This is a genomic window from Streptomyces lonarensis, assembly GCF_012033735.1.
Lineage (GTDB): Bacteria > Actinomycetota > Actinomycetes > Streptomycetales > Streptomycetaceae > Streptomyces > Streptomyces lonarensis.
The window spans coordinates 1-11,462 of sequence record NZ_JAAVJD010000167.1; the positions used below are offsets into that span (position 1 = coordinate 1).

At 73.7% G+C, this 11,462-nt stretch carries 10 protein-coding genes; 5 read left to right on the plus strand and 5 right to left on the minus strand.

Going from position 1 to position 11,462, the window contains the following annotated elements; translation table 11 throughout:
- The first annotated feature begins 204 nt into the window (after positions 1-204).
- The 3 genes from radA (at position 205) to HCN56_RS18465 (ending at position 3,877) form a co-directional block, all read left to right on the plus strand.
- Positions 205-1,641 (plus strand): DNA repair protein RadA, encoded by a 1,437-nt coding sequence (gene radA / locus HCN56_RS18455; protein WP_167972572.1) that lies wholly within the window; start codon positions 205-207, stop codon positions 1,639-1,641.
- Positions 1,642-1,678: 37 nt separating this feature from the next.
- Positions 1,679-2,791 (plus strand): DNA integrity scanning diadenylate cyclase DisA, encoded by a 1,113-nt coding sequence (gene disA, locus HCN56_RS18460; protein ID WP_167972574.1) that lies wholly within the window; start codon positions 1,679-1,681, stop codon positions 2,789-2,791.
- A gap of 315 nt (positions 2,792-3,106) precedes the next feature.
- Positions 3,107-3,877 (plus strand): class I SAM-dependent methyltransferase, encoded by a 771-nt coding sequence (locus HCN56_RS18465; RefSeq protein ID WP_167972576.1) that lies wholly within the window; start codon positions 3,107-3,109, stop codon positions 3,875-3,877.
- A 138-nt stretch (positions 3,878-4,015) separates the two neighbouring features.
- Here HCN56_RS18465 and HCN56_RS18470 read toward each other — a convergent pair whose 3' ends face one another.
- Positions 4,016-4,810, minus strand: coding sequence for a hypothetical protein (locus HCN56_RS18470; RefSeq protein WP_167972579.1), 795 nt, complete (start codon positions 4,808-4,810; stop codon positions 4,016-4,018).
- Between the two features lie 272 nt (positions 4,811-5,082).
- Between HCN56_RS18470 and HCN56_RS18475 the strand changes: the two genes are divergently transcribed.
- Positions 5,083-6,024, plus strand: a complete 942-nt coding sequence (locus HCN56_RS18475; protein WP_209312900.1) for an iron-sulfur binding domain-containing protein — start codon at positions 5,083-5,085, stop codon at positions 6,022-6,024.
- Between the two features lie 105 nt (positions 6,025-6,129).
- Here HCN56_RS18475 and HCN56_RS18480 read toward each other — a convergent pair whose 3' ends face one another.
- Positions 6,130-6,630 (minus strand): GNAT family N-acetyltransferase, encoded by a 501-nt coding sequence (locus HCN56_RS18480; protein ID WP_245246717.1) that lies wholly within the window; start codon positions 6,628-6,630, stop codon positions 6,130-6,132.
- 175 nt (positions 6,631-6,805) lie between these two features.
- Between HCN56_RS18480 and HCN56_RS18485 the strand changes: the two genes are divergently transcribed.
- Complete coding sequence (locus HCN56_RS18485) at positions 6,806-9,943, plus strand: NACHT domain-containing protein (protein ID WP_167972581.1); 3,138 nt, start codon at positions 6,806-6,808, stop codon at positions 9,941-9,943.
- Here HCN56_RS18485 and HCN56_RS18490 read toward each other — a convergent pair.
- From HCN56_RS18490 to HCN56_RS18500, 3 genes are all read right to left on the minus strand, one after another.
- Entirely contained in the window at positions 9,937-10,308 is a 372-nt protein-coding gene (locus HCN56_RS18490; protein WP_167972583.1) for a VOC family protein, read from the minus strand. The two genes, HCN56_RS18485 and HCN56_RS18490, sit on opposite strands and share 7 nt — an antisense overlap.
- Before the next feature lie 160 nt (positions 10,309-10,468).
- A complete protein-coding gene (locus tag HCN56_RS18495) occupies positions 10,469-11,065 on the minus strand; it encodes a DNA-3-methyladenine glycosylase I (RefSeq protein WP_376770891.1) in 597 nt (198 codons plus the stop codon).
- Between the two features lie 106 nt (positions 11,066-11,171).
- The gene (locus tag HCN56_RS18500; RefSeq protein WP_167972587.1) at positions 11,172-11,378 is read right to left on the minus strand and encodes a hypothetical protein; all 207 of its coding nucleotides are present in this window, start codon (positions 11,376-11,378) and stop codon (positions 11,172-11,174) included.
- Positions 11,379-11,462 lie beyond the last annotated feature (84 nt).

The following is an 11,462-nucleotide window of genomic DNA, read 5'->3' on the forward strand; positions in this document are numbered from 1 at the left end:
CGTGGACCGGCTCGGGGCGTTCCCGACGGTCGGCGACCGCCTGGACCTGGAGCTTCCGGGTGACGGCGGACGGCTGGAGATCGAGGTGCTGGCGATGGACCGGCGGCGGGGCACGGACCGGGCGCCGACCGGCTCCGCGGGCCGGTCGACCGCCGACCGGCGGCGGGCCGGGGCGGTGTCGGCGGCTGCCGGTACGGTCTGGGCATGGCACGTAAAGCAGACCGCCCCAGCTACCGGTGCAGCGAGTGCGGTTGGACCACCGTCAAGTGGCTCGGCCGCTGCTCCGAGTGCCAGGCCTGGGGCACCGTCGAGGAGGTCGGCGGCGGCACGGCGGCGGTCCGTACCACGGCGGCGACCCGTGTGGCGAAGCCCGCCGTACCGATCGGGCAGGTCGACACCCGCCGCGCGTCGGCGCGTTCCACCGGGGTGCCCGAGCTGGACCGGGTACTCGGCGGCGGTCTGGTGCCGGGGGCGGTGGTGCTGCTGGCGGGCGAGCCGGGCGTCGGCAAGTCCACCCTGCTGCTGGACGTCGCCGCCAAGGCGGCCTCGGCGCAGACCCCCACCCTGTATGTCACCGGTGAGGAGTCCGCGGGCCAGGTGCGGCTGCGGGCGGACCGCATCAACGCGATCGACGACCACCTGTACCTCGCGGCCGAGACCGATCTCTCCGCCGTGCTGGGCCAGTTGGACGTGGTGAAGCCGGCGCTGCTGGTGATGGACTCGGTGCAGACGGTCGCCTCGCCGGAGCTGGACGGCGCGCCGGGCGGTGTGGCGCAGGTCCGCGAGGTCGCCGCCGCGCTGATCCGCGAGTCCAAGGAGCGCGGCATGGCCACGCTGCTGGTGGGCCACGTCACCAAGGACGGCTCGATCGCGGGCCCGCGGCTGCTGGAGCACCTGGTCGACGTGGTGCTGCACTTCGAGGGCGACCGCCACAACCGGCTGCGACTGGTCCGGGGGGTGAAGAACCGCTACGGCGCCACCGACGAGGTCGGCTGCTTCGAACTGCACGACGCCGGGATCACCTCGCTCGCCGACCCGTCCGGGCTGTTCCTGACGCGCCGCTCCGAGCCGGTGCCGGGGACCTGCCTCACGGTGGCGCTGGAGGGGCGGCGGCCGCTGGTCGCGGAGGTGCAGTCGCTGACGGTGGACAGCCAGATCCCGTCGCCGCGGCGCACCACCTCCGGCCTGGAGACCTCCCGGGTGTCGATGATGCTGGCGGTGCTGGAGCAGCGCGGCCGGATCACCGCCCTGGGCAAGAACGACATCTACACGGCCACGGTCGGCGGGGTGCGGCTGACGGAGCCGGCCGCCGACCTCGCGGTGGCGCTGGCGCTGGCCAGCGCGGCGAGCGACGTGCCGCTGCCGAAGAACCTGGTGGCGGTGGGCGAGGTGGGGTTGGCCGGCGAGGTGCGGCGCGTGACGGGGGTGCAGCGGCGGCTCGCCGAGGCGGCCCGGTTGGGGTTCACCCACGCCCTGGCCCCCGCGGACTCCGGCGAGACGCCGCCCGGCATGCGGGTGCTGGAGGTGGCGGACATCGGGGAGGCGCTGCGGGTGCTGCCGACCGGCCGCGGCGCGGCCCGCGCGGCGCGTGGCGGGACCGGGCGGCGGGAGTCTGGGCAGGCCGAGGAATCGCGCCGGTAGACTCCTGTCGCACTGAACGAGATGACCGGAGGAGTGCATGGCAGGCAGCGACCGGCCGGCAGGACCGGTGCGATCCGGTGCGGAGGGGCTGCTGCGTTCGTCGCTGAGCGCCGTCGCACCGGGCACCCAGCTGCGTGACGGCCTGGAGCGTGTCCTCCGGGGCAACACGGGCGGGCTCATCCTGCTCGGCTTCGACGAGACCGTGGAGACGCTGTGCTCCGGCGGTTTCGTCCTCGATGTGGAGTTCACCGCGACGCGGCTGCGCGAGCTGTGCAAGCTCGACGGCGCGGTGGTGATCGATCCGGTGACGGCGAAGATCGTGCGGGCGGGCGTGCAGTTGGTGCCCGACTCCTCGATCCCGACGGAGGAGACCGGCACCCGGCACCGCACGGCGCAGCGCGTCTCGATCCAGACCGGCTTCCCCGTGGTGTCGGTCAGCCAGTCGATGCGGCTGATCGCCCTCTACCTGGAGGGTCAGCGGCGCGTCCTGGAGGACTCGGGCGCCATCCTCTCCCGCGCCAACCAGGCGCTGGCGACGCTGGAGCGGTACAAGCTGCGGCTGGACGAGGTCGCGGGCACGCTCTCCGCCCTGGAGATCGAGGACCTGGTCACCGTCCGGGACGTCGCGGCGGTGGCGCAGCGGCTGGAGATGGTCCGCCGCATCGCCACGGAGATCGCCGAGTACGTGGTCGAGCTGGGCACGGACGGGCGGCTGCTCTCCCTCCAGCTCGACGAGCTGATCGCGGGCGTGGAGCCGGAGCGGCAGCTGATCGTCCGCGACTACCTTCCCGAGACCGGGGGGAAACGGTCCCGCAAGGTCTCCGCGGCCCTCGCCGACCTGGACGCGCTGACGCACCCGGGGCTGCTGGAGCTGACGATGGTGGCGCGGGCGCTCGGCTACGGCTCGTCGCCGGAGACGCTGGACAGCGCGGTCTCGCCGCGCGGCTTCCGGCTGCTGGCCAAGGTGCCGCGGCTGCCGGGGACCGTCATCGACCGGCTGGTCGACCACTTCGGCGGGCTGCAGAAGCTTCTCGCGGCCAGCGTGGACGATCTCCAGGCGGTGGACGGCGTCGGGGAGACCCGGGCCCGCTCGGTGCGGGAGGGGCTGTCGCGGCTCGCGGAGTCCTCGATCCTGGAGCGGTACGTCTGACGACGGCGCCGCGCGCAGCCGCGGCGGTCCGACCGGCGGGGGCCGGGTGCTCACGGCAGCTCTGCGCCGCGGGCACCCGGCCCCCGCCGTCGTGTCCGACGGATTCGCCGAAGTAGCGCCCCCGGCTCGCCCGTGGAAGCCCCCTGCCCGAGCCCGGGAGGGCGTCTGGGCGGACGCCGGGCCATACCGTGGCGGGGTGGTCCACCGTCGGCCCACGAGGCCGGCAGCTGCCCGCCCCCACCCCCGGCACACCCCGCCTGACCTGGTCTTTTACCGCACCTGCTCCTAGGATCGAGCACGGTGGAAGGAGGCCGGATGGACCGGACCGTACGGACCGTCGAGGATGTCTTCGCGCTCCTGGACGGGCTCTTCGCCTCCCGGCCGGAGACCGGCCGGGAGGCAACGGGCGACGGCAGGGACTTCTGGGACAGCTTCTACACCGACCGGTCCCGACCGGTCCCGTTCTTCGTGGCGAAGCCGGACGAGAACCTGGCCGCCCACCTCGACCGAGGGCTGATCACGCCGGGCCGCGCCCTGGACCTGGGGTGCGGCGCGGGACGCAACGCCCTGTACCTCGCGTCGCACGGATTCGAGGTGGACGCGGTGGACCTCTCCCCCGTGGCGGTCGCCTGGGCCGAGGAGCGGGCGCGCCGTGCCGACGTCACCGTCCGCCTGCTGTGCGGTGACGCCTTCACCCTTCCGGCCACCGCGCTGAGCGGCCCCTACGACCTGGTGGTCGATTCGGGCTTCTTCCACCACCTGCCGCCGCACCGCCGCGTCAGCTACCTGGCTCTTCTCGACCGGGTCCTCGCCCCCGGCGGCCACCTCGCGCTCACCGGCTTCGCCGCCGGGGAGCAGGGGATGGGGTCGGAACTCGGCGACGCGGACATCTACCGCGAACGTGACCTGCGGGGCGGCCTGGCCTACTCACCGGATTCGCTGCGACGGATCTTCTCCGACCTGACGGAGGTGGAACTGCGGCGCATGCGGCAGGAACCGGCCGGGTCGGCGCTGTTCGGCGAGGGTTTCCTGTGGGCCGCGTTGTTCCGCCGGGGCGCGGCACCGGCGGAGCACACCCCATCATAGCCTCCGTCCGGGCTCGCCCGGGCGCTCTCCGGGCTCTCTTCGACGTCGTTGTGCCGCCGGACGACGTGGCGACGACGGCTAGCGCCGCACCGCGGCTCGGCGCGGGCTCGGCGCGAGCCGAACGGTGTCCGACCGGTGCTAGTCCTCGTCCATGCGGAAGGTCGTGCGGATGACGTCGAACCCGTCGAGGCTCGCTTCCGCCAGGTAGGTCCCGGTGGGGGCCGTCGACTGGGCCGGGCCCTCGCAGGCGTCGCTGCTGGAGTAGCGGCCGTCCCACTCCACGACGTGGTTGACGCCGTCGCCGGCGGGGACCTCGCGCAGGAGGGCTCCGGCGCCGGTCGGGCAGTGGGCGGAGGTCCAGACGTTGTCGTCGTCGGTGGTGAGCCGGACGGTCAGTGCCTCGTGGCCGACGTCGACCCGGCAGGGCGAGCCGGACTCGTTGCGGACCGTGAGCCGGATCTTCGGCTTCTCGCCGGGGGCGTAGGCGTTGGCGTCGCTGCGCAGGGAGGCGGTGACGCCGTCGATGCCGGCGCAGTCCGCCAGGTTGGCGACGCCGGCGGCGTCGGCTCCCTCGCCGTCCACCCCGCCGTTGGCGGCGTCGGTGTCGCCCGTGCCCTGGCCGCTGCTGCCGCCGTCCTCGCCGGTGCCCTCCTCGCCGGCGTCGTCGGAACCGCCACCGGAACCGCCGCCCGCGCCGCCGGTCTCCTCGGAGTCCTCGTCGCCGCTGTCGGAGTCGTCGTCCTCGGAGTCGTCGCCACCGCCGCCACCCGGGCGCTGGTCGATGTGGTCGTCGGTGTCCGTGTCACCCGGGGTGATCGACGGCACCGGTCCCCCGCCCGCGCCGTCGTCGCTCGATCCGCTGGCGGGGCCGGACCCGAGGCCGCGTATCGCGACCCAGGACATCACCGCCAGCAGGACCAACACGAGCAGCACAACTACCCTTCGCCGCCAGTAGATCGAGGAAGGGAGCGGGCCGATCGGATTGCGCAGAGATCCCACGCGCAAACTCTACGACGCCGGGCCGTAGATGAAGCGTTCGACCACCGCGTGCCGCGCGTCGATCGCGGGCAATGTGCGCGCCGTCGTGCAGGGGCGCGCCCGCCGTCACTCCGTGCGCCTGCCCACCCTCCTTTCGGGGCCCGTCGCGCGCCACCCGGCGCGGGCCGTTCACCACTGCGGCGCGAACGTGCCAGGATCGGTGTGCCATGACTGCGATGAGTACCAGCCCCGTGGAAACCGTCCCCAGTGCCGGTGACACCGTTCCCGGCCCCCGACCCGCCGACCTGCACGCGCCGGTCATCGACTGGTTCGGCGAGAACGCCCGCGACCTGCCCTGGCGCCGCCCGGAGGCCGGCGCGTGGGGCGTCATGGTCAGCGAGTTCATGCTCCAGCAGACACCCGTCAGCCGTGTGCTCCCGATCTACGAGGAGTGGATGCGCCGCTGGCCGACCCCCGGCGACCTCGCCGCCGAGTCGACCGGCGAGGCGGTCCGCGCCTGGGGCCGTCTCGGCTACCCGCGCCGCGCCCTCCGGCTGCACGCGGCGGCCGCCGCCATAGCGGAACGGTACGAGGGCCAGGTCCCCGCCGACCACCACCTGCTGCTGGCGCTGCCCGGCGTCGGCGAGTACACCGCCGCGGCGGTCGCGTCGTTCGCCTACGGCCAGCGCCACGCGGTCCTCGACACCAACGTGCGGCGGGTCTTCGCCCGCGCGGCGGGCGGCAGCCAGTACCCGCCCAACGCCACCACCGCCGCCGAACGGCGGCTGGCCCGGGCGATGCTGCCGGAGGAGCCGGCCACCGCCGCCCGGTGGGCCGCCGCCACGATGGAACTCGGCGCCCTGGTCTGCACCGCCCGCAAGCCCGACTGCTCGGCCTGCCCGATCGCGGACCAGTGCGCCTGGCGCCGTGCGGGGACCCCGGCGCACGACGGCCCGGAGCGGCGCGGCCAGACCTATGCCGGCACCGACCGCCAGGTCCGCGGCAAGCTGCTGGCCGTGCTGCGGGAGTCGGTCGACCCCGTCAGCCGGGCCACGCTGGACCAGGTGTGGAACAAGCCGGAGCAGCGCAACCGGGCGCTGCGGGGGCTGCTGACCGACGGCCTGGTCGAGCGGCTGCCCGACGGCACCTACCGGCTTCCCGGCGCCTGACGCCGGGCCGGTCGCACCGCGCCACGCCGCCGTCCTGGCCTCCCGGCCGGTACGGCGGCGTGGTCGATCGTCGCCCTGGGCCCGCGCGGCCCGGGGCGGCCCTGCTCAGCGGCTGCCGGGCGCGGAGATGGTCCACACCATGGCCGCGTCGCTCTCGCGGTCGCCGCCCGCCGAGCGGTAGGTCCGCAGCGCGGGCTCGTTGTCCGTCTCCAGTGGGACCCACATCCCGCCGCATCCCCGCTCCCGCGCGGTGCGCAGCATCTCCCGCACCAGCACCGTCCCGACGCCCCGCCGCCGGTGCTCCTCGTCCACCCCGAGTTCGTAGAGCAGCATCTCGGTGCCCTTGTCGGGGTGGGTGATCTCCATGCCGCTGACCATCCCCACCGGGGTGTTGTCCGCGTAGGCGAACAGCAGGTGGTGGGTGGGCTCGGCGACGAACCGCTCGGCCCACGCGGCGCGCACCGGGCCGTCGAACAGCGCCGACGCGGCCATGATCTCCTCCTCGGAGGCCGCCGCCCGCACCTCGACCTCGGCACCGGCCCGCGTGGTGGGCCACGGGTCCCTCTCCAGCTGCATCTCGGCCCGTAGCGCCTCTACCTCGACCATCGCGTCGCCTCCGTGTCCGCCGTCGGTGCTTTCCGCCTGTCCCTGCCAGCGTAGGGGCGGATCGCGCGGCGCGGCGCGGTCGCGGGCCGCCCCGCGCGCCACAACGCCCGCGGGTGACGGCCCGGTTGCCCTAGGCTCAACGCTCGCGGGGGTGGACGGGCCGGGAGGGGGCCGGATGGACGGCGGAATGGTCGGACTGCGGCTGGCGTCGGCGGTGGCGGTACCACTGCTGAAGAAGCTGGTGCGGCGGGGCGAGCCGGGGGCGGGGCTGGCCGAGGGGCCGGTGCGGATCGGTTCGCTGCTGGTGGTCGGGCCGGAGCGGGACGCGGTGCGCGCCGGCGAGCTGCGCAAGCCGGTGGCGGAGCTGGTGGACCGCGCCGCCCGTGCTGCCGGGCCGCACGAGGCGCCGGACGCGGAGGTCCGCGCGGAGCTGACCGAGGCGCTGCTGCGGTCACTGGCGGCGCTGGGCGAGCTGGAGATGGACGACGTGCAGGCCGTCTCGCTCGGGCCGGAGGAACTGGCACGGCGGGTGCGGCGGCCGGCGGACCTCTCGGCGGCGGCCTACGCGCTGTACGAACCGGTGCTGCTCGCGGTCTGCACCCACCTGGTCGACCACTTCACGCGACGCTCGACCTTCGTCGCCCGCACCCTGGTGGAGCAGACCCGCCAGGCGCGGGCGCTGGTCGAGCGGCTCGACATCCTCGCCGAACGGCTGCCGTCGCGGACCGCCGCGGACGCCGCGTTCGAGGAGCGCTACGCCCGCTGGGTCATCGACACCCACGACCACGTCACCATCCACGGCATCGACGTGGGCGACCGCTGGCCGCTGGACGACGCCTACCTGAGCCTGGAGACCACCACCACCGGGCACGACCACGGCGGGGGCGAGGGCGACCTGGGCGGGCCGCGCGCCGCACCGCAGCGGGCGGAGACGGCACTGCGCGACCTGGACCGGGCGCTGCTGCGGGGCGGCGCAGGCTCCGGCAAGACCACGCTGGTGCAGTGGCTGGCCGTCCTCGCGGCCCGGCAGCGGGGCGGCGCCGGGGCGCTGGACCTCCGGCTCGCGGGGCGGGTGCCGCTGGTGCTGCCGCTCCGGCGGCTGACCCGGCGGGGCGCGTCGCTCCCCCGCCCGGTCGACATCCCGGCGGCGATCGACTGCCCGCACTCCCCGCCGGAGGGCTGGGTGGAACGGGTGCTGAACGCCGGGCGCGGACTGCTGCTGGTCGACGGGATCGACGAGGTGCCGGAGAGCGAACGCGGTGACGTGCGCCAGTGGCTGGTGTCGCTGGTGCGCGCGTTCCCGGGCTGTCTGTGGCTGGTGACCGCCCGGCCCTCGGCGGTCCGGCACGACTGGCTGGCCGACGTCGGGTTCGGCGACCTGTCGCTGGCGCCGATGAGCGGCACCGACACCGAGACGTTCGTCCGGCGCTGGCACACCGCGGCACGGCTGCCCGAGCAGTCCGCGGGAGATCTCCTCGACGAGCTGCACCGCCGCCCCGACCTCTCCCGGCTCGCGACCAACCCGCTGATGTGCGGGCTGATCTGCGCCCTTCACCACACCCGCCACGGCTACCTGCCGCGCGGCCGCGAGGCGCTGTACCAGGCGGCGTTGCAGATGCTGCTGGAACGCCGCGACCAGGAGCGGCGGGTACGGGCGGGGATCGAACTGGACGCCGCCACCCAGATCCTGCTGCTGCAACGGCTGGCGTACTGGCTGATCCGGAACGAGCGGGCGGAGATGGAACGCGAGGACGCCGTCGACGTGCTCGCCGACGCGCTGCCCGGGATGCCCGCACTCGCGGACACGGCGGAGGCGCCGCAGCTCTACCGCTTCCTGCTGGAACGCTCAGGGCTGCTCCGTGAACCCGCCGACGGCGTGGTCGACTTCGTCCACCGCACCTTTCAGGACTTCCTCGCCGCCAAGGCCGCCATCGAGGCGCGGGACATCCCGTGGCTGGTGCGGCAGGCGCACAAGGACCAGTTCGAGGACGTCATCCGCATGGCCGTCGCCCACGGCCGCCCGGCAGAACGCGACCGGCTGCTGCGGCAGTTGGTCAAGCGCGGCGACACCGTGCAGCGCCACCGCATCCGGCTGCACCTGTTGGCCGTCGCCTGCCTGGAGCACGCGGCGGAGCTCTCCCCGGAGGTACGCGACCTGGTCCGTGAACGCGCCCGGCAGTACGTGCCGCCGCGCTGCAAGGAGGAAGCGGAGGCACTCGCCCAGGCCGGCCCGATCATCCTCGACCTGCTGCCGGGACCGGAGGGGCTGACTGAGGAGGAGCAGGTGGCCACGGTGCAAACGGTGACCTCGCTCGGCGGAACCGATCACGCACTGTCCGTCCTTCGCCGGCATCGCGCGACGCCGGCGGTCGCTCAACAACTTGCCTTTGCGTGGCACCTCTTCGACTCCGACCGCTACTACGAGGACGTGGTCAAGCACTTGCCCCCCTCTGGTCTCACTTGGTGGAGCAAGAACAGGCGGATGGGAGAACTATCCGCTGGTCTGTCCGGCACCCGAGGCATGACAGATCTGTCCTACATCGCGCCGCACCAGATCGCCGCGTTCCTCAACGAGCATGCTGTCGATGCCCTCGATCTCCGAGGCACGGAAGGTGTTTCGCTGAGATCGTTGCGCGGCGCCACCTCACTCACAACACTGTTTCTCTGCGAGCGGTCGTCACTCCTAGACTTCGAGACCCTGAGGGATCTCAACCTCGACACCCTGTTCATGGAGCAGTTGGGCACAGGTCGCTTCACTGAGCAAGTCTTCACTGGGTTGCCTGGGCTCACCGAGCTAACCCAGTTGCTGTTCGCAAACGATGTGCCCCTCCGGTCACTAGACGAACTGCCTACGCCATCGAAACTGCACACTCTCAGACTGCCGGATAACCCGCCGCACCTGTGCGGCATCGAAGCGCTGGCAGGCCTTGGCAGCCTGATCATGTGGGGGATGGAACGAACCCTGACTTCCGACGAGCTTCGGGCGGTAGCATCTCTCCCTCGCCTCGACTACCTCAGCCTGAGCATTCGCGAAGTGCTCACGTTCGCCCAGGAGGGCCTGAGCCTTCCCACCGTGAAGCGAGCCAGTCTGCTGAAGCGCATGGACAGTGCACCCGCAGCCAACGTGTCCGCCGTGGCAGAGGTGTTTCCGCAGCTCGAGTCTCTGCACTTCGGCTACGGCCTCTACCCCGAGGACCTGAGCCCGCTGCGCGACCTGCCCCGCCTCCGCTCGGTGCGCTGCTCCGCGCCCCACCCCGGCACGGGGTTGCCCGAGGGGGTGGAGTTCTCCGCGCCGCCGGCGCCGCGCTACTGAGGGGGCGGGGTGTCGCGGTGGCTGAGGACGTTGACGACCTTGCCGTTGGGGTCGCGGACGAAGAAGCGGCGGACGCCCCACTCCTCGTCGCGGAGGTCGCGGACGATCTCGGCGCCGGAGTCCCGCACGGCGGCGTGGACGGCGTCCACGTCCGCGACCTCGACGGAGATGTCGGCGGCGACGGGGGCGGTGCGGTCCTCGGTGCCGAAGGTGATCTGTGCGGTGGGGTTGCTGGGTGAGGCCATGGTCATGACCCAGCCGAGGTCCATGACCGGCTCCAGGCCGAGCCGCCGGTAGAAGGTGCGGGAGGCGGCCATCCCCTCGGGGGTGGTCGGGATGTCGGGCACCACGCGGCGCACGGTCATGGGCGGTCCTCCGAGCGGTGGGGCCGGGGCGGGGCGTGCTCGGTCAGGATCGCCGTCCGCGCCCGCTGCGGGAACGCCGACACCCCGCGCGGGGATCGAACGGCGCGCGGCGTCACCGGGTCGGAGCCGTCCGGCAGGGACCGCGCCGCCGCCCGGCCGGTCAGGCGTCGGCGGCCCGGCGGGCGTGGCAGCCGAGGAGGTGGTCGTCGACCAGGCCGCAGGCCTGCATCAGCGCGTAGGCGGTGGTGGGTCCGACGAAGCGGACGCCCCGGCCCTTGAGCGCCTTGGCGAGGTCGAAGGACTCCCGGGTGGTCGCCGGCACATCCCCGAGGTGCTCGGGCGCGGGCCGGGGTGCCGGTGCGTGCGACCAGATCAGCTCGGTCAGTTCGTTCGGCGCCCAGCCTGCCAGCACCCGGGCGTTGGCGAGGGTGGCGGCGACCTTGGCGCGGTTGCGGATGATGCCGGGGTCGGCGAGCAGCCGGGTCTCGTCCTCGTCGGTGAAGCGGGCGACCTCGGCGATGCGGAAGCCGTGGAAGGCGGTGCGGAAGCCCTCCCGGCGCCGCAGGATGGTGAGCCAGGACAGCCCGGACTGGAACGCTTCGAGCGTGAGGCGTTCGAACAGCGCGTCATCGCCGCGTACCGGGCGACCCCACTCCTCGTCGTGGTACGTACGGTAGTCGGCGTGGGGCCCGGCGCCCCAGGGGCAGCGGCGTAGGCCGTCGGCTCCGGTCACGGGACCCTGGAGGTCCGCCGCCACGGGCTGCGCCGGCTCCGCGGCGCGGGGGCCCGTTGTGGTGATGTCGTCCATAACGGGAAGTGTGCCCCACCCGTACGACATCGGGGCCTCCCGGGCACGTCCCCGTTCAGGGGACCTCGCGCAGGTAGAGCGCGCCGCAGGTGTGGCACATCATCGACGGTTCGGCGCCCCAGTCGCCGTCGGGGCGACTCGCGGCGTCGGCGCGCAGGACCTTCCCGCACATCGCGGTGGAGACGCCCGCGCGGACCATGTGCCAGCTGCGCACACGGTCCGGGTCCTCCTCGGTGTACTCCGCACGCATGGTGTGTTCCATGAGGGCACCACCCTGGGGTCGGCCGGCCGGTGGGTCTGCCGTTCCATGGTGCGGGGCCGCCCGGCGGCCCGCCCCCCCCGCTGG

Bases quoted from the DNA above. Each gene is read 5' to 3' on its own strand.
- radA (WP_167972572.1), top strand. From the start codon at position 205: ATGGCACGTAAAGCAGACCGCCCCAGCTACCGGTGCAGCGAGTGCGGT.
- disA (WP_167972574.1), top strand. From the start codon at position 1,679: ATGGCAGGCAGCGACCGGCCGGCAGGACCGGTGCGATCCGGTGCGGAG.
- HCN56_RS18465 (WP_167972576.1), top strand. From the start codon at position 3,107: ATGGACCGGACCGTACGGACCGTCGAGGATGTCTTCGCGCTCCTGGAC.
- HCN56_RS18475 (WP_209312900.1), top strand. From the start codon at position 5,083: ATGACTGCGATGAGTACCAGCCCCGTGGAAACCGTCCCCAGTGCCGGT.
- HCN56_RS18480 (WP_245246717.1), bottom strand. From the start codon at position 6,630: ATGGTCGAGGTAGAGGCGCTACGGGCCGAGATGCAGCTGGAGAGGGAC.
- HCN56_RS18485 (WP_167972581.1), top strand. From the start codon at position 6,806: ATGGACGGCGGAATGGTCGGACTGCGGCTGGCGTCGGCGGTGGCGGTA.
- HCN56_RS18490 (WP_167972583.1), bottom strand. From the start codon at position 10,308: ATGACCGTGCGCCGCGTGGTGCCCGACATCCCGACCACCCCCGAGGGG.
- HCN56_RS18500 (WP_167972587.1), bottom strand. From the start codon at position 11,378: ATGGAACACACCATGCGTGCGGAGTACACCGAGGAGGACCCGGACCGT.